This is a genomic window from Roseovarius halotolerans (assembly GCF_900172255.1).
Classification (GTDB): domain Bacteria; phylum Pseudomonadota; class Alphaproteobacteria; order Rhodobacterales; family Rhodobacteraceae; genus Roseovarius; species Roseovarius halotolerans.
This window is the reverse complement of record NZ_FWFU01000005.1, coordinates 44026-61683: the sequence shown is the minus strand read 5'-3', so window position 1 is coordinate 61683 and position 17658 is coordinate 44026. Positions and strand designations below refer to the sequence as shown.

The window sequence follows — 17658 nt, the reverse complement described above, 5'->3', positions numbered from 1 at the left end:
AGGTATGCGGTCATGAAAATCGCGATGATCGGAACGGGCTATGTCGGGCTTGTCTCGGGGGTGTGTTTCTCGGATTTCGGGCATGACGTGGTCTGCGTCGACAAGGACCCCGACAAGATCGAAAAGCTGGAACGAGGCGAGGTGCCGATTTTCGAGCCCGGTCTCGAAACGCTGCTCGAAAAGAATGTCGAGGCGGGCCGCCTCTCGTTCACCGGCGACCTCGCGCAGGCCGTGCGCGGGGCCGAGGCGGTGTTCATCGCGGTCGGCACGCCCACGCGGCGTGGCGATGGCCATGCCGATCTGGGCTACGTGATGGCCGCCGCCGAGGAAATCGCCCGCGCCGCCAGCGAATATGTCGTCATCGTCACCAAATCCACCGTTCCCGTCGGCACCAACCGGCAGGTGAAACAGGCGGTGAAAAAGGCCAATCCCGATCTCGACTTCGATGTCGCCTCGAACCCCGAGTTCCTGCGCGAAGGGGCGGCGATCGAGGACTTCATGAAACCCGACCGCGTCGTCGTCGGCGTGCAGACAGACCGCGCCGCCGAGGTGATGGCCGAGATCTATCGCCCGCTCTACCTGCGCGAGTTCCCGATCATGACCACCGATCTGGAAAGCGCCGAGATGATCAAATACGCCGCCAACGCCTTTCTGGCGACCAAGATCACCTTCATCAACGAGATCGCCGCCCTGTGTGAACGCACCGGCGCCGATGTGAAACAGGTGGCGCGCGGCATGGGGCTCGATGGGCGCATCGGCAACAAGTTCCTCCATGCCGGTCCCGGCTATGGCGGCAGCTGTTTTCCCAAGGACACCCGCGCGCTGGCGCGCACCGGGCAGGAACATGGCGTGCCGCTGCACATCACCGAATCCGTGATCGCCGTGAACGAACAGGTCAAGCGGCGGATGACCGACAAGCTGCTCGACCTTTGCGGCGGTTCCTTCAACGGCAAGACGGTGGGCGTTCTGGGGGTCACCTTCAAACCCAATACCGACGACATGCGCGAGGCGCCCTCGCTCTCGATCGTGCCCGCGCTGGTGGGTGGCGGCGCCAAGGTGCGCGTCTGCGATCCGCAAGGGCGGCGCGAGGGCGAAAACCTGTTGCCAGGCGTGAACTGGATGGATGACCCCTATAAATGCGCCCACAAGGCGGATCTTCTGGTGATCCTGACCGAATGGAACGAGTTCCGCGCCCTCGATCTCAAGCGCATCGCGCGCAAGATGGCCACGGCGCGGCTCGCCGATCTGCGCAACATCTACACCGCGCGGGATGCGAAACGCGCGGGCTTCCTCGCCTATGAAAGCATCGGGCGCGCGGGCTATATCGCGCCCGACGCCGACGAAGCCGAAACCGGCTAGGCGCCCGGCGCGATCAGGATCGCGCGGAAATCATTGACATTCGTCAGGGTCGGCCCGGTCACCACCTGGCCGTCGATCGCGGCGAAAAAGGAATGCGCGTCGTTCTGCGCCAGCGCCCTCGCCGCATCCATCCCCGCCGCCCGTGCGCGCTGCAACGTATCCGGCCCGATATGCGCCCCCGCCACCTCGGCGGCGCCATCGACCCCGTCGGTGTCGCAGGCCAGCGCGTGAATGCCCGCCGCGCCCTCCAGCGCCATCGCCAGCGCCAGCGCGTATTCCGCATTCGGCCCGCCCACGCCCTCGCCGCGCCGCGTCACCGTCAGCTCACCCCCCGACAACAACAGCACCGGCGCATCCCCCGGCGCCAGCGCGTCGCGGATCTCCAGCGCCAGCGCTGCGTGATCGCGCCCCAGCTCGCGCGCCTCGCCCTCCAGCGCATCGCCCATCACGCGCACCGTCATGCCCTCCTGCCGTGCGATCTCGGCCGCCGCCTCCAGCGACTGCGCGGGTGCCGCGACGATCACGTTCGCGACCCTTTCCAGCCTCGGATCGTCCGGCCTGACCACGCCGCTCGGCCCCGCGAGCACATCCGCCACCGCGCGCGGCAGGTCGATGCCGTGCCGCTCCAGCACCGCCAGCGCCTCCTGCGGCGTGCTGTCATCGCCCACAGTCGGCCCCGAGCCGATCATCGCCGGATCGTCCCCCGGCACATCCGAGATCATCAGCGCCAGCATCCGCGCCGGATAGGCGGCCGCAGCCAGCTGCCCGCCCTTCACCCGGCTCAGATGCTTGCGCACCAGGTTCATCTGTCCGATCGCCGCCCCCGACGCCAGCAGCGCGGCATTCACCGCCTGCTTCTCCTCCAGCGTGATCGCGCCCGCCGGCTGCACCAGCAGCGCCGAGGCCCCGCCCGATATGAGCGCCAGCACCATGTCGCCCTCGCCCAGATCACCCAGCATCTCCAGCATCCGCGCGCTCGCCTCCATGCCAGCCTTGTCCGGCACCGGATGCGCGGCCTCGACGATCTCGATGCCCCGGCAGGGCCGCGCATACCCGTAACGGGTGATGACCAGGCCCTCGCAGGGGCCGTAAACGGCCTCCACCGCCTCGGCCATGCGGGCACTCGCCTTGCCCGCCCCCACCACCACAAGCCGCCCCTCGGGGCGCTCGGGCAGGGCGCGGTGCAGGCTCTGCATCGGATCGGCCACCGCCACGGCGCGATCGAAAAGCCGCCTCAGGAATGGGATCGGATCGCTCATCGCCGCCGCCTCCTCATGCAGTCGCGCGCCCATCCTAACGCGCCCCCCGCGCCGCCGACAGCCCCCATGTCGCACCCTTCATCTGGCCCCAAATACCTCGGGGGAGTCGCGCCATGGCGCGACGGGGGCAGCGCCCCCATGCACCATCCGCCAAAGCGTGCGCAGCTTGACAATCAGCGGCGCGCGCGCGACAGACGCGACCATGATGATGACCTTTCTCCAGGTGGCCCTTGGCGGCGCGATCGGCGCGATGCTGCGCTTTGGCAGCGGGCTGGCAATGCTGCGCCTGGCTGGTCCCGGCTTTCCGCTAGGGGTGCTGACGGTCAATATCATCGGCTCCTTTCTCATGGGCCTCTTCAGCATCTTCGCCTTTCATCGCGGGATGCAGCATTTCAGCCCCTTCGTGATGACCGGCGTCCTTGGCGGCTTCACCACCTTCTCGGCCTTCTCGCTCGAGGCCTTCACCCTTTACGAGCGCGGCCAGATCGGCGCGGCGGGGCTTTACGTTGCGCTTTCGGTGATCCTGTCGCTGGCGGGTCTGGCGCTTGGCGTCTGGCTCGGGCGCGGGGTCTGGGCATGAGCGGCGTTCAGACCCTGACCGTGGGCGCCGATGACGGCGACCAGCGGCTCGACCGCTGGCTGCGCCGCCAGTTTCCGCAGCTTCAGCAGGGCCGCATCGAAAAGATGTGCCGCAAGGGCGAGCTGCGTGTCGATGGCGGCCGGGTCAAGGCCAACACGCGGCTCGAGCCGGGTCAGCAGGTGCGCGTGCCGCCCTTGCCCAGCCCGGACAAGCCCGCCCCCGCCTCGGCCAGATCCGCGATCAGCGACGCCGACGCGCGGATGATCCGCAACGCGGTGATCTACCGCGACGACCATATCATCGCCCTCAACAAGCCCCCCGGCCTTCCGGTCCAGGGCGGCAGCAAGCAGACCCGCCATGTCGACGGCCTCGCCGAGGCGCTGCGCTTTGATGCCGAGGAGAAACCGCGCCTCGTTCACCGGCTCGACAAGGACACATCGGGCGTGCTGGTGCTGGCGCGCAGCCGCAGCGTCGCCAAGGCGCTGACCGCCGGGTTCCGCCACCGCGACACGCGCAAGATCTACTGGGCCGCCGTGGCCGGTGCGCCGGTGCCGCGCATGGGCACGATCCGCTTCGGTCTCGTCAAGGCGCCGGGGCATGGCGCATCGGGCGAGGGCGAAAAGATGCTCTGCCTGCATCCGCGCGACGTGGACAGCACCGAAGGTGCCAAGCACGCCACCAGCGATTACGCCGTGATCGAGGCGGCGGGCACGCGCTGCTCATGGGTTGCGCTCGTGCCCGTCACCGGGCGCACCCATCAGTTGCGCGCCCATATGGCCGAGATCGGGCATCCCATCATCGGCGATGGCAAATACGGTGGTTCCGGGCAGGAGAACATGGGCGACGGCTGGGGTGCGCAGCTTGGCGGCGAGGTCAGCCGCAAACTGCACCTCCATGCCCGCTCGCTGACGCTCGAACACCCGGTCACGCGTGCCATGCTGCACCTGAGCGCGCCGCTGCCCGAACATATGCTGCGCACCTGGGAGATGTTCCAGTGGATTCCCTCCGAGGCCCCCGAGAACCCCTTCGAGGCGTTTGAATGACCCTGCCGCCGCTGCGTCTCGTGATCTTCGACGTGGATGGTACGCTGGTCGACAGCCAGGCCGATATCCTCGCGGCGATGGGCCATGCCTTTTCATTGGCGGGGCATCCGCTGCCGCCGCGTGCGACGGTGCTGTCGATTGTCGGCCTGTCGCTCGATGTGGCGGTGGCGCGTCTCGCGCCAGAGCTCGACGCCGCGCTTCACGCCCGCATGGTCGATTGGTACAAGGAAGCCTATATCGCCCTGCGCGCGCAGACGGGCGCGGCGCAGTCCTCGCCGCTCTATCCCGGCGCGCTGGCGGCGATCGAGGCGCTCCATGCCCGGCCCGAGATCCTTCTCGGGGTGGCCACGGGCAAATCGCTGCGCGGCCTCGACAAGCTGTTCGAGGCGCATGACCTCGGGCGCTATTTCGTGACCCGACAGGTCAGCGATCACCACCCCTCCAAGCCGCATCCCTCGATGATCGCGGCGGCGCTCTCGGAAACCGGGATCGCGCCGGGCAATGCAGTGATGATCGGCGATACCAGCTATGACATGGATATGGCGCAGGCCGCCGGGATCGCCGCGATCGGCGTCGGCTGGGGCTATCATCCGCGCGAGACGCTGGCGCGCACCGCCGCGCTTGACGTGATCGACGATTTCTCGCAGCTCACCCCCTGTCTCGATCTTCTGTGGGAGAAAGCCTCATGAGCGAATGGAAGGCCCGCCGTTTCTGGAAAGCCGCCGAACCGGTCGCTGAGGCGGGCGGGTTCACCGTCCGTCTCGATGGCCGCCCGGTCAAGACACCGGCCAAGGCGCCGCTCATCGTGCCCGCTTTCGCCATGGCCGAGGCCATCGCCGCCGAATGGGACGCGCAGGGCGAACAGATCGACCCCAATGCGATGTCCGTCACCCGCGCCGCCAATGCCGCGATCGACAAGGTCGCCCACCAGCATGCCGAGGTGGCGCAGATGCTGGCCGACTACGGCGACTCGGATCTCTTGTGCTATCGCGCCGAAAGCCCGGTGGAACTGGTCGAACGCCAGCAGGCGACATGGGATCCGCTGCTTGACTGGGCCGCCGATACGCTCGGCGCGCGGCTGCGCCCGGTAACGGGGGTGATGCATGCGCCCCAGGATGGTCAGGCGCTGGCCACGCTGGCGCGGCAGGTTCAAGCGATGGATGCCTTTACCCTGACGGCGTTTCACGACCTTGTCAGCCTTTCGGGGTCGCTGGTGATCGGTTTCGCCGCGCTTCATAGTGCGCACGATACCGCGGCGCTCTGGCAGGCGTCCCGAGTCGATGAAACCTGGCAGGAAGAACTCTGGGGCCCTGACGAAGAAGCCCGCGATCATGCGGCACGCAAGGAATCCGCCTTCTACGCGGCGAAAAGGTTTCACGACCTGCTCGGAGAGCGTCAATCCGGCCGAAAGCAATAGCTTACGTAGGGACAGGTTGGGGCTGAACGATTGTTTTTCATGATCCGGGGCTTGACGTTTCATGATGAATCCACACACACTCGATGCCACTGAAGGGGAACCGCCCCTTTTACAGTATGGCGCGGCCCCTGCTGGCCGCACGAACCGCTTTTTAAAAGGCGGATAATCAGGAAGAGGTAAACATGACAAAATCCGTAATTCTTGGCGCGCTGACCGTTGCCGGGCTTTCGGCTGGTGCCGCTGGCGCTGCTACGCTTGACGACGTGAAAGATCGCGGCAAGCTGAACTGCGGCGTGACCACCGGCCTGGTCGGTTTTGCCGCCCCGGACGCCAATGGTGAATGGCAGGGCTTCGATGTCGGCGTCTGCCGCGCTGTCGCCGCAGCCGTTCTGGGCGATCCTTCGGCCGTCGAATTCGTGCCCACGACTGGCAAGACACGCTTCACCGCGCTGGCCTCGGGCGAGATCGACCTTCTGGCCCGCAACACCACCTGGACGCTCAGCCGCGATGTCGACCTCAAGAACGAGTTCGTCGGCATCAACTACTATGACGGCCAGGGCTTCATGGTTCCCAAGGCGCTGGGTGTCAGCTCCGCCAAGGAACTGAACGGCGCCACCGTCTGCATCCAGACCGGCACCACCACCGAGCTGAACCTGGCGGACTTCTTCCGTGCCAATGACATGGAATACGAGCCGGTTCCGATCGAAACCAACGCCGAAGGCCAGCAGCAATACCTGGCCGGTGCATGCGACACCTACACGACGGACGCATCCGGCCTTGCCGCGACGCGCGCCACCTTCGAGAACCCGACCGAGCATGTCATCCTGCCCGAGATCATCTCGAAAGAGCCGCTTGGCCCGCTCGTCCGCCACGGTGACCAGCCCTGGGGCGATATCGTCCGCTGGACGCTGAACGCGCTGATCGCGGCCGAGGAATTCGGCATCACCTCGGCCAATGTCGAGGAACTGGCGGCCAACGGCACCGACAAGCCCGAAGTCAACCGCATCCTCGGCGTCGAAGGCACGCTGGGCGAGATGCTGGGCCTCGAAGCCGACTGGGCCGTCAAGGCGATCGCAGCCGGCGGCAACTATGGCGAGCTGTTCGAGAAGCACATTGGCGAGAAGACCCCGGTGGGCCTGGCCCGCGGGCTGAACGCTCAGTGGAAAGATGGCGGCCTGCTCTACAGCCCGCCGTTCCGCTAAGCAGAATGTGAAGGGCGCGGATTTTTCCGCGCCCTTTTCGCTTGAGTACCAACGATCGGTCCACGGCGCGCACCCGCGTGCTGCCTCAAAAAAAACCGGACCGACAGACGGGGAACATCCTGGATGACAACATATACCGACCCCCCCAAGGAGTCGTTCCGGCTATCTATGCTTCTCTATGATACCCGGTATCGGTCGATGACGATCCAGATCGTCGCTCTGATGGGGTTCATGTTGCTGGCGGCCTGGCTCATCAGCAACACGATCCAGAACCTTGCCGCGCTTGGGAAACCGATCGAATTCGGATTCTTCCACGAAGCCGCCGGCTATGACATCAACCAGACACTCATTGAATACGACAACCAGGACTCGCACCTGCGGGCGTCCTTCATCGGGCTCCTGAACACGCTGGTCGTCGCCGTTCTCGGCTGTGTCACCGCCACCATCATCGGTGTCCTTATCGGGGTGCTGCGCCTGTCCAAGAACTGGCTGGTCGCGCGGATCATGACCGTCTACGTGGAAATGTTCCGCAACGTGCCGCTGCTGCTCTGGATCCTTCTCGCGATGGCGATCCTGATCGAAAGCCTGCCGCAGCCAAGCGCCTTTCGCGGCGACGATCCCGCCGCCACGATGAAGATCTTCGACAGCGTCGCCATCACCAATCGCGGCGTCTACGTTCCCGAACCGCTGTTTTCGCGCACGCTGGGCGACATCCACCTGTTCGGGCAATCCAGCTTCCGCATGGATGTCTCGCTCGACCTCATCGCCATTATCACGGTTCTCGTCCTGTCGGTCCTTGCCGTCCGCAAGGTCACCGCCCGCGCCGAGCGGATCCAGAACGCCACCGGCCTGCGCCCGACCACATGGTATATCAATCTCGGGCTGATGCTTGTCCCGGTGGCGATCCTGCTGGTCGCTCTCGGGTTCCACTTCGGCTATCCCGCTCTCAAGGGGTTCAACTTCCAGGGCGGCACCCATCTGCGCAACTCGCTGATCGCTCTCTGGCTGGCGCTGTCGCTCTATACCGCGGCCTTCGTGGCCGAGATCGTGCGCGGCGGCATCCTTGCCATCAGCCACGGCCAGACCGAGGCAGCCTCCGCGCTCGGGCTTCGTCCGGGGCGGATCATGCGCCTCGTGGTGCTGCCACAGGCGCTGCGGGTCATCATTCCCCCGCTGATCTCTCAATACCTGAACCTGACCAAGAACAGCTCGCTCGCCATCGCGGTCGGCTACATGGATATCACCGGCACGCTTGGCGGGATCACCATGAACCAGACCGGCCGCGAGCTGGAATGCGTGCTGCTTCTCATGCTGGTCTACCTGGTCATTTCGCTGATCATTTCGGCGGTCATGAACTGGTACAACAACCGTGTCAAACTGGTGGAGCGGTAAGATGTCAGAACACCAATTCGTCCGCACAGAAATGCTGCCCGAAAAAACGCCGCCCGCCTCCGAGGTCGGTGTCATCGGGTGGATGCGCGCCAACCTGTTCTCGGGGTGGCTCAATTCGATCCTGACAATCCTGTCGCTGCTGTTCATCTATTACATCCTGTCGGGAATCGTCCCCTGGACGTTCCAATCGGTCTGGGATGCGGGATCGCTCAGCGAATGCCGCGAGATTGCGAAAGCGACCTGGGGCGAGTCCCACGGTCACGCCTGCTGGGCGGTGATCAAGGATCGCTGGCTGCAACTGCTTTACGGCTTCTACCCGCCCTATCCTTTCGCGCCTGATGCTACCGTGACTGAACCGCCCGCCGAGGCATGGCTGCCGTCCTATTTCCGGCCCAACCTGGCGCTCGTGCTGCTGTTCGTCGCGCTGGCACCGGTGTTGTTCGACAAGGCGCCGCGCCCGTTGCTGGTCGTGACGGTGGCCTATCCGTTCCTGATGCCCTGGCTGATGTGGGGCGGGTCAATCTGGGTGCCGGTCAGCGCCGCCATTGGCTTCGTCATCCTGTTCGCGGTCCTGAAATACGGGCCGTCGGTGATGGGCTCTCTGGCCTCGGTCATCGTCTCGGTCCTGGCGGCCCTGCTGTGGTGGATGGTGCTCTCTGGCTTCGTCACCCCGATCCTGGCCGATCTGATCCCCATCGCGCTGCCCGAAGTGCAAAGCCGTGAATTCGGCGGCTTCATGTTGGCGGTGCTGCTTGGGGTCGTGGCGATCGGGCTGTCGCTGCCCATCGGCGTCGTTCTGGCGCTCGGGCGGCGGTCTGACCTGCTGATCGTCAAATCGCTCTGCGTCGGATTCATCGAAACTATCCGCGGCGTGCCGTTGATCACGCTTCTCTTCGTGGCGTCGGTGCTGCTGAACTACTTCCTGCCGCCGGGCACCGATTTCGACATCATCGTGCGGGTCATGATCATGGTCACGATCTTCGCCTCGGCCTATAACGCCGAGGTGGTCCGTGGCGGTCTCGCCGCCTTGCCCAAGGGTCAGTATGAGGGCGCCGACAGCCTTGGCCTCAATTACTGGCAGGCGCAGCGGCTGATCATCATGCCCCAGGCGCTCAAGATCGCGATTCCCGGTATCGTCTCGACCTTCATCGGCGTCTTCAAGGACACGACGCTGGTGTCGATCATCGGCCTGCTGGACCCGATCGGCCTGTCGCAGGGCATTCGCTCCAACGCCGAATGGAACGGCATCTACTGGGAGTTGTTCGCCTTCATCGCCCTGCTGTTCTTCATCTTCTGCTTCGGCATGTCCCGTTACTCCATGTGGCTGGAGCGCAAGCTTCAGACCGGACATCGTTAAGAAAGGATCACGTCAATGTCTGATCTGGCTACCGATCGCAATATCGACCGCTCCAAAATGCAAGTCTCGGAAGAGATCGCCGTCGAAATCTCCGGCATGAACAAATGGTTCGGCGCCTTCCATGTGCTGCGCGACATCGACCTCACCGTCTACGAGGGCGAGCGCATCGTCATCGCCGGCCCTTCGGGGTCGGGGAAATCCACGCTGATCCGCTGCATCAACGCCCTCGAGGAACATCAGAAGGGCAAGATCGTGGTGGACGGGACGGTGTTGTCCAACGACCTCAAGAACATCGACCGGATCCGCTCGGAGGTCGGGATGGTGTTCCAGCACTTCAACCTGTTCCCGCATCTTACCATTCTCGAAAACTGCACCCTTGCGCCGATCTGGGTGCGCAAGGTGCCCCGCCGCGAGGCGGTCGAGACGGCGATGCACTTCCTCGAAAAGGTCAAGATCCCCGAGCAGGCCAACAAGTACCCAGGCCAGCTTTCGGGCGGTCAGCAGCAGCGCGTCGCCATCGCCCGCTCGCTCTGCATGATGCCCAAGATCATGCTCTTCGACGAACCGACCTCGGCGCTCGATCCGGAGATGATCAAGGAAGTGCTCGACACCATGATCGAACTCGCCGAAGAGGGGATGACCATGCTTTGCGTCACCCACGAGATGGGCTTCGCCCGTCAGGTGGCCAACCGGGTGATCTTCATGGACCAGGGTCAGATCGTCGAACAGAACGAACCCGAAGAGTTCTTCAACAACCCGAAATCCGAACGGACCAAGCTGTTCCTCAGCCAGATCCTCGGACACTGAATCCGGCGCATTGACCGGCATCGGCGCGGCTCCTTCGGGGGCCGCGTTTTTCGTCGCTTGGGGGGTGGTTTTCGGGTTCTGTACGGATCTGTCGCCCGGATTGGCGAATTGCGTACAAAACCGCCGTACAAAACGGACGATTTGTACGCTCAGCCCACCAGTTCGCGGGGCACCACAAAACCCGCCACATGGCCCCTTGTGCCGGGGGTCAGGGCGCTCCAGTCGTCAATATCGAAGTCGACGACCAGCGTGGCACCGGTCGGGAAATCGGCAAATCTTGCGTGGTCGGGCGGCGTATCCACTATATCCTGTGCAAAATCGCCGATGCCCGGATTGTGGCCCAACACCAGCACGCACTCCCCTTCGCCCTGTTGCAGTGCGCCCAGCAGATCATCGGGCTCAGCATGATAAAGCGAATCCAGAAACCGCGTCTCCACCTCGAACCCAAGGCGCTCACAGGTCTCCCGCGTGCGCCGCGAAGTTGAGCTAAGTATTTGATTAGGCGAGAAATTCTGCCTCCTCAACCACTCGCCAAGCGCCCTCGCCGAGCGTTTTCCACGCTCATTCAGCGGCCTCGCGTGATCCGCCAGGCCGGGCTGCCCCCAGCTCGATTTCGCATGCCGCATCAGGATAACTCGTCTCATCTGAACGCCCTCATATGAAATGCCGACTGCTCCTCCCGCCGACCGTGGGACTGACTGACCGGACAGGCCCGCCGCACAAGGCAACCCTTTGACATACATATATTTTCAGGGTGTCTCAGATGCGTCCGACAAGTGGCTGCATCATAGGGGGCCGGCCCCAAAGCCCCGACCGGGCAGGCGCTCAGGCAGGGGCGGTCTTCGCAGGTATCGCAAGGGTTTGGCGGCGGATCGGGCAATGCGATCACCTCCGCAAAGCCAAGCGCCCCCCGATAGGACAGCATCAAACCCGCCGCGTCATGCACCAGCGGTCCCACCGGCGACACATGTGCCCTCCCGCTCGCCTGCGCCCATTGCACGAATGGCTGATCCGGCGGTCCGCCGAACGGAAAAAACGCCTTTGCGTTCAATGTGTTGGCCAGATCACCAATAACCCTCTCGGACCAGCGGTCCAATGGATCAGCGCGCCCGTCGCCGTACTCCTGCGAGCCAGTGAAACACGCCCAGAACCCCGGTTCCAGCGGCCCCAGAAGCAGCAATGTCCGGATGCCTTCGGGAAGGCCGTCGTTGACGCCGCCAAAAATCGTCAGATGCTGCTTTTCCACATGATTTTCAATGTCTTGCAGCATCATGCCGGTGTCCTATCTGGGCCGGATCAGCGACCCTGCGCCATGTTCGGTATAGAGTTCCAGCAACACCGCATTCGGTGCGCGCCCGTCCAGAATGACCACCGCCCGCACCCCGCCATCGATCGCCGCCAGTGCGGTCTCGGTCTTGGGTATCATCCCCCCCGAGATCGTTCCCTCGCGCGTCATCTGGCGGATCTGATCGGCCGTGAGCTCGGTCACAACCTCGCCAGACTCGTCGCGCACACCGTCGATATCGGTCAACAAAAGAAGGCGATCCGCCTTCAGCGCCGCCGCGATCGCCCCGGCTGCGGTGTCACCGTTGATGTTGAATGTCTCTCCATTGCGACCCGCGCCAAGCGGTGCGATCACCGGGATCGCGTCGTCGTTGAACAGGGTATGCAGGATCGAGGTGTTGATCTCGGATGGGTTGCCGACCAGGCCGAGCGCGGGGTCCGCCGGATCACAGGTGATCAGGCTCGCATCCTTGCCAGACAGGCCCACGCCCTTGCCGCCCTGAGCATTGATCGCCTGCACGATCCGCTTGTTCACACGACCCGACAATACCATTTCGACGACTTCAATCGTGGCCTCGTCGGTCACCCGCTTGCCGCCAACGAAATCCGACTTGATGTCCAGCTTGTCGAGCATCTGGTTGATCATCGGCCCACCGCCATGCACGATCACCGGATTGACCCCGACCTGCTGCATCAACACCACATCGCGCGCGAAGGTATCCATCGCCTCGTCGCTGCCCATCGCGTTGCCGCCAAGCTTGATGACGACAATAGAGCCATCATAGCGTTGCAGATAAGGCAGCGCTTCGGAAAGGGTACGGGCGGTGGCGATCCAGTCGCGATTCATCTGACGTTTCTTCATCTTGCCGGTCCTCAGGTCCACCGGGTTATCCCCGTAAGCGCGCCCGCCTTCAAGAGATTTTCCTGACGCTATTCGGCGGATCGGTTATTCCAGCGTGGCGATCACAGCGCGCAGGGTGGCGATACCGTCGCCTTTCTCGCTGGAGGTCAGGATCAGTTCCGGGAAGGCGGCTGGGTGGGCCGCCAGCTTGCCGCGCACCTGAGCGAGCACCTTGTCACGCTCGGCGGCCTTGATCTTGTCGGCCTTGGTCAGCACGCATTGAAAGGTGACTGCCGCGCTGTCGAGGAGGGTCATGATCTCTTCATCCACCGACTTGATCCCGTGGCGCGCGTCGATCAGCACAAAGGCGCGGCGCAGGTTCTGGCGCCCGGACAGGTACCGCTTCAAAAGGGCCTGCCACGTTGCGACCTTGTCCAGCGGCGCATTGGCATAGCCATAGCCGGGAAGGTCGACGAGGTAGTGGTTCTCGCCCAGGGTGAAATAGTTGATCTCTTGCGTGCGGCCCGGCGTGTTCGACGCGCGTGCAATCGCCTTTCGCCCCGTCAACGCATTGATCAGAGAACTTTTTCCGACATTTGAGCGGCCTGCGAAACAGACCTCGATCCGGTCGCTTGCCGGCAGGCCGGACATGGCGACGACACCTTTCAGGAATTCGACAGGACCGGCAAACATCTTGCGCCCGCGCTCGGCGGTGATCTCGTCGGGTTCGTCGGCGACAGGAAACGGAAGCGCCATCACAGAACCTCGACCGGATCGCCAAGTGCGATCTCTCCGGTCTTGACGACCTCGCCATAGACGCCGAAATCCTGATGTCCAAAATGGCTGTTGAGCGTGCCGAGCGTGTCAGCATCGCGCTCACCCGTGGCCGGGTTGGCCGTGGTGGCAAGGCAACGGCGGATCGGCTCGCGGATGGCGATCTCGACGCTGCCGACGCGGATCGACTTTCCGACCCAGTCGAATTCCTCCCAGGGCGCGAAGCCCGAGACATGGATATTGCACCGCCAGCGCAAGCTGGAGATATCCTGCCCCATTGTTTCGCTCATGACGTCGTTGGACGCGGTGTTGATGAGGCTGATCGAGGGGTAGTCCGTATCGGTCATGCCCCGGCCCGCGACACGCAGGATTCGTGCCGACTGCGCGCGGTTCGCGGGCATGATAGGGCGCACCCAATCGAGAAAGGCATATTGCTCGCGGTCCGGATCAAAGACGAGGTCGGGCAGTTCCGGGTGGGTGAGAGTGACCATCCCCGTCGTTTCATTCACCTTGGCGTTGATTGCCATCAGCGCACCAACCTTGGCCCCGCTTGAGAAGTTCGCGCAGGGCGACCAGGCGCTGTCATCGGCCTTGGACAATTCATGTGCCACGGCCCATCGTCGATCCCACGGCATCGTCTGGCCTTTGGTCATGGTGACGCGATCCATGGTCTCGCGCCCGTGACCCTTGATCGGGTGACGCCAGAGGGCCGTGACCCGCCCGGTCATTTCTGGTCCGGTCTCGGCTTGCGCTTCAGGCTGGACAGGATGTTGCCAAGGACATCGGGTTTGTAACCCTGACTGCGCATGATCAGATATTGCTGCGTGAACGTGATCGTGTTGTTGGCGATCCAGTAGATCACCAGCCCGCTGGCGAAGCTGCCCAGCATGAACATGAACACCCAAGGCATCCAGGCAAAGATCATCTGCTGCGTAGGATCGGTGGGCGCCGGGTTCAGCTTCTGCTGAAGCCACATCGAGATCCCCAGAAGCAACGGCAGGATGCCGATGAAGATCAGCGCCAGCACTGAGCCGGGCTCGGGCGTGCCCCAAGGAAGAATTCCCCAGAGGTTATACAGCGACGACGGATCCGGCGCCGAAAGATCGCGAATCCAGCCGATCCAGGGGGCGTGGCGCAGTTCGAGCGTGACGAAGATCACCTTGTAGAGCGAGAAGAAAATCGGGATCTGCAGAAGGATTGGCAGACAGCCCGAGGCCGGGTTCACCTTTTCCTTCTTGTAAAGCTCCATCATCTCTTTCTGAAGCCGCTGGCGGTCGTCGCCGGCGGATTCCTTGATCTTCTCCATCTGCGGCTGGAGTTCCTTCATCTTCGCCATCGAGACGTAGGACTTGTACGCCAGCGGCATAAGAATCGCCTTGATCAGCAGTGTCAGAGCGATGATCGCCCAGCCCATAGAACCGGTCAGGCCCAGGCTCGCAAACGTGGCGTTCAGCCAATGCAGAACGGCGAAGATCGGCTTGGTAAGGAAGAAGAACCAACCCCAGTCGATGGAGTCGAGAAACCGGTCGATTCCCTGCTCGTTCTGGTAATCGCGGATCGTGTCCCATTCCTTGGCCCCGGCAAAAAGACGGGTGGAGACGGTGATGCTTGTGCCCGGCGCGAGCGTCTTGGTGCTTTGCTTGGCCGTGGTCTGATAAATGTTGCGGCGGGTATCCTCGAAGGTGGTGAATTGCGCGTCACCTTCTCCGGGCACCAGGGTCGTCATCCAGTAGTGGTCGGTAAAGCCGGTCCAGCCGGTTTCGGCGACCGCGACAGGCTGATGATTGGTGGCGGGTTCAAAATCGTCATAGTCGATTTCGGACAGCTCGCCATCGACCATGCTGATGCCGCCTTCGTGCAGGATGAAGAAATTCTTCAAATCCACGGGCTTACCATGACGCGCCAGAATCCCATATGGCGCCAGCGTGGATTCGGCATTGCCAGTGTTCTCGACCGATTGGGTGACCGTGAACATGAACTTCTCATCAACACTGATTTCGCGGCGGAACACCAGGCCCTCGCCATTGTCCCAGACCAGCGTCAGCGGTGAGTCCGGTGTCAGTTCGTCACCGGATTGAACCTCCCACAGGGTGTTCGCGCCGGGGACGGTCTCGGGTGTCAGGCCCTGGCCCGGCGCCCAGCCGAACAAGGCATAATAGGGCTGGCTGCTGCCGACCGGGGACAGGAGCGTGACGATGTCGGCATCGGGTTCGAGCGTTTCACGGTAGTTGCGCAAGGCAAGTTCGTCGATGCGCCCGCCCTCGAGCGAAATCGAGCCTTTCAGGCTTGGCGTCGAGATCGGCACGCGCGGCGCGTCCGAGGGCTCGGAATCGGCTGCGGCGGTGGATGCGGCGGGGGCTTCGCCAGTGGCGGTCGGGGGCGCGGCGGCGGTGGCCGGAGCGCTTGCGGTATCGGGCAGGGTGGCATCGCCCTGAACGGTTTCAGGGGCGGTCAGATTGTCCTGTGGCGCGGGTTCGGGGGGCGGGAACAGGAGAAACCACACCAGGATGACGATGAAGCTCAAGGCGGTCGCGAGGATTAGGTTCTTGTTCTGATCGTTCATCGAAGGGTGCCACCCGTATGTTTGCAGTCACCGCGGTTCAACAGAGTGAGCGGCCAAAGGTCAAGGGGATTCAGGGAAAACAGGGGTTCGGGCCATGCCGGGATGCCCCCCTGAGACCATTCAACGCAAGCGCGGCAAGGCATCCGGATTGGCATCCTCGGGCGGGGCGTCGCGGGTCAAGCCCATGAAATCAAAGAGCTTTGGGTCAAGGAGGTGGGAGGGGCGGGCGTTCATCAGGGCGCGGAACATGACCTGGCGGCGACCGGGGCTGTTGGCCTCCCAGCCGTCGAGAATCCGTTTGACCTGCTGGCGCTGCAAACCGTCCTGAGATCCGCACAGATCACAGGGGATTATGGGGTAACCCATTGATCTCGCGAATTTTTCGCAATCATCCTCGGCCACGAATGCCAGCGGGCGGCAAACGTGAAGATCGCCCTCTTCATTCAACAGCTTGGGCGGCATGGTTGCCAGCCGTCCGCCGTGAAAGAGGTTCATGAAAAAGGTCTCGAGAATGTCGTCCCGGTGGTGGCCCAGAATGACCGCGGAACAGCCCTCTTCACGGGCGATCCGATACAGGTTGCCGCGCCGAAGACGCGAACAGAGCGCGCAGTAGGTCCGGCCCTGCGGCACCTTGTCGACCACGATGGAATAGGTGTCCTGATACTCGATCCGGTGCGGAACCCCCATTTTTTCAAGGAATTCCGGCAGCACGGTGGCCGGGAAGCCGGGTTGGCCCTGATCGAGATTGCAGGCCAGTAGATCGACCGGCAGCAGGCCGCGCCATTGCAGTTCATGCAGCACGGCGAGGAGCGTGTAGCTGTCCTTGCCGCCAGAGAGGCAGACCAGCCAGCGGGCGCCTTTTTCGACCATGCCGAATTGCTCGATCGCCTCGCGGGCCTGGCGCACGATGCGTTTACGAAGCTTCTTGAACTCGGTGCCCGAGGGGGCACCGGAAAAGAGCGGATGGATATCTTTTGCATCATCGAGCATGGGCAGGCTTTAGGGAATTCGCGCCCCTGCGGCAAGGGTTGCGTGGTGTACAAAACGTCCGTTTTGTACGCGGGTTTTGTACCGAAAACGGAAGGTCGCGCCGAGAATATGTACAAAACCCGCGCCTTGGCCATTTTCGGCCCTGCAAACAGCCGTTCATTGCCCCGCGCGGCCCCGCCCGACGGGTGCCGCCGCGCCGGGCCGGGACAAGGGGTCGTCGAATCAGGACCCGCCGGAGATCAGCGTGGTGAGGATCGCCTTGGCGCTGTCGGAGTTCCAGTGGGCGTCGCCTTGGAGGCGGGCGATCTCCTGCCCGTCGGGGTCGAGGATCACGGTGATGGGCAGGCCGAAGACTCCCATCTCGCGGGCGATGGCGCTTTTGGGGTCGCGATGGAGCGGCAGGTTGTCGACGCCGATCTCGTCGAAGAACTTTTTCATCGCCGGGAGAGCGTTGCGGCCGGTGGCGAGGGTCACGACCTCGAAGGAGTCGCCGCCCAGTTCGGTCTGCAACTCGGAGAGCATGGGCATTTCCTTGCGGCAGGGCGCGCACCAGGTGGCCCAGAAGTTCAGCACTACATGCTTGCCCTGGAAGTCGGCCAATGTGCCGGTGCCGCCATCGGCGTGTTCGAAGGGTGTTTGGGAAACCGCCTGCGGGCTGCTGTGGAAGGTCAGTTTCTTCATGTCGCCTTCGCGCAGGGCCTCGAGCGCGGAAGTATCGGCGATGGCGGCGTTTGCACCGAGTGCGAGCGCCATATAAAGGATGACGAAACGAATGAAGTTCATTTTCCCT

General features: G+C 63.5%; 18 protein-coding genes. 9 read left to right on the top strand and 9 right to left on the bottom strand.

Features of this window, described 5'->3' with window-relative positions:
- The first annotated feature begins 12 nt into the window (after positions 1-12).
- Positions 13-1359 (top strand): UDP-glucose dehydrogenase family protein, encoded by a 1347-nt coding sequence (locus ROH8110_RS17785; RefSeq protein ID WP_085819135.1) that lies wholly within the window; start codon positions 13-15, stop codon positions 1357-1359.
- Here ROH8110_RS17785 and ROH8110_RS17780 read toward each other — a convergent pair.
- Positions 1356-2618, bottom strand: coding sequence for a glycerate kinase type-2 family protein (locus ROH8110_RS17780; RefSeq protein WP_085819181.1), 1263 nt, complete (start codon positions 2616-2618; stop codon positions 1356-1358). The genes ROH8110_RS17785 and ROH8110_RS17780 overlap by 4 nt on opposite strands.
- Positions 2619-2820: 202 nt before the next feature.
- Here ROH8110_RS17780 and crcB point away from each other — a divergent pair, with 202 nt between their 5' ends.
- The 8 genes from crcB (at position 2821) to ROH8110_RS17740 (ending at position 10416) form a co-directional block, all read left to right on the top strand.
- Positions 2821-3198 (top strand): fluoride efflux transporter CrcB, encoded by a 378-nt coding sequence (gene crcB, locus ROH8110_RS17775; protein ID WP_085819180.1) that lies wholly within the window; start codon positions 2821-2823, stop codon positions 3196-3198.
- Positions 3195-4241, top strand: a complete 1047-nt coding sequence (locus tag ROH8110_RS17770) for an RluA family pseudouridine synthase (RefSeq protein ID WP_085819134.1) — start codon at positions 3195-3197, stop codon at positions 4239-4241. The genes crcB and ROH8110_RS17770 overlap by 4 nt, the downstream gene beginning before the upstream one ends.
- Positions 4238-4930: an HAD-IA family hydrolase gene (locus ROH8110_RS17765; protein ID WP_085819133.1), complete on the top strand. Its 693-nt coding sequence runs from the start codon at positions 4238-4240 to the stop codon at positions 4928-4930. Before ROH8110_RS17770 ends, ROH8110_RS17765 begins: the two co-directional genes overlap by 4 nt.
- Entirely contained in the window at positions 4927-5658 is a 732-nt protein-coding gene (locus tag ROH8110_RS17760; protein WP_085819132.1) for an ATP12 family chaperone protein, read from the top strand. Before ROH8110_RS17765 ends, ROH8110_RS17760 begins: the two co-directional genes overlap by 4 nt.
- Before the next feature lie 182 nt (positions 5659-5840).
- Positions 5841-6860: an amino acid ABC transporter substrate-binding protein gene (locus tag ROH8110_RS17755; RefSeq protein WP_085819131.1), complete on the top strand. Its 1020-nt coding sequence runs from the start codon at positions 5841-5843 to the stop codon at positions 6858-6860.
- Positions 6861-6983: 123 nt separating this feature from the next.
- Positions 6984-8252 (top strand): amino acid ABC transporter permease, encoded by a 1269-nt coding sequence (locus ROH8110_RS17750; RefSeq protein WP_085819130.1) that lies wholly within the window; start codon positions 6984-6986, stop codon positions 8250-8252.
- A 1-nt stretch (position 8253) separates the two neighbouring features.
- Positions 8254-9609: an amino acid ABC transporter permease gene (locus ROH8110_RS17745; RefSeq protein ID WP_085819129.1), complete on the top strand. Its 1356-nt coding sequence runs from the start codon at positions 8254-8256 to the stop codon at positions 9607-9609.
- Positions 9610-9624: 15 nt separating this feature from the next.
- The gene (locus ROH8110_RS17740) at positions 9625-10416 is read left to right on the top strand and encodes an amino acid ABC transporter ATP-binding protein (RefSeq protein WP_085819128.1); all 792 of its coding nucleotides are present in this window, start codon (positions 9625-9627) and stop codon (positions 10414-10416) included.
- 149 nt (positions 10417-10565) lie between these two features.
- On the opposite strand, the gene ROH8110_RS17735 is transcribed toward ROH8110_RS17740, so the two are convergent.
- The 8 genes from ROH8110_RS17735 to ROH8110_RS17700 form a co-directional block, all read right to left on the bottom strand.
- Complete coding sequence (locus tag ROH8110_RS17735; RefSeq protein WP_245962798.1) at positions 10566-11042, bottom strand: SixA phosphatase family protein; 477 nt, start codon at positions 11040-11042, stop codon at positions 10566-10568.
- 14 nt (positions 11043-11056) lie between these two features.
- A complete protein-coding gene (locus tag ROH8110_RS17730; protein WP_085819179.1) occupies positions 11057-11686 on the bottom strand; it encodes a ferredoxin in 630 nt (209 codons plus the stop codon).
- A 12-nt stretch (positions 11687-11698) separates the two neighbouring features.
- The gene (argB, locus tag ROH8110_RS17725) at positions 11699-12562 is read right to left on the bottom strand and encodes an acetylglutamate kinase (RefSeq protein ID WP_085819178.1); all 864 of its coding nucleotides are present in this window, start codon (positions 12560-12562) and stop codon (positions 11699-11701) included.
- Between the two features lie 84 nt (positions 12563-12646).
- Complete coding sequence (gene yihA, locus ROH8110_RS17720; protein ID WP_085819126.1) at positions 12647-13297, bottom strand: ribosome biogenesis GTP-binding protein YihA/YsxC; 651 nt, start codon at positions 13295-13297, stop codon at positions 12647-12649.
- A complete protein-coding gene (locus tag ROH8110_RS17715; protein WP_085819125.1) occupies positions 13297-14043 on the bottom strand; it encodes an MOSC domain-containing protein in 747 nt (248 codons plus the stop codon). Before ROH8110_RS17715 ends, yihA begins: the two co-directional genes overlap by 1 nt.
- Positions 14040-15878 (bottom strand): membrane protein insertase YidC, encoded by a 1839-nt coding sequence (yidC, locus tag ROH8110_RS17710; RefSeq protein ID WP_085819124.1) that lies wholly within the window; start codon positions 15876-15878, stop codon positions 14040-14042. The genes ROH8110_RS17715 and yidC overlap by 4 nt, the downstream gene beginning before the upstream one ends.
- 120 nt (positions 15879-15998) lie before the next feature.
- Positions 15999-16868: a tRNA 2-thiocytidine(32) synthetase TtcA gene (ttcA, locus tag ROH8110_RS17705; RefSeq protein ID WP_085819123.1), complete on the bottom strand. Its 870-nt coding sequence runs from the start codon at positions 16866-16868 to the stop codon at positions 15999-16001.
- Between the two features lie 222 nt (positions 16869-17090).
- Complete coding sequence (locus ROH8110_RS17700) at positions 17091-17651, bottom strand: TlpA family protein disulfide reductase (RefSeq protein ID WP_085819122.1); 561 nt, start codon at positions 17649-17651, stop codon at positions 17091-17093.
- Between the last annotated feature and the right edge of the window lie 7 nt (positions 17652-17658).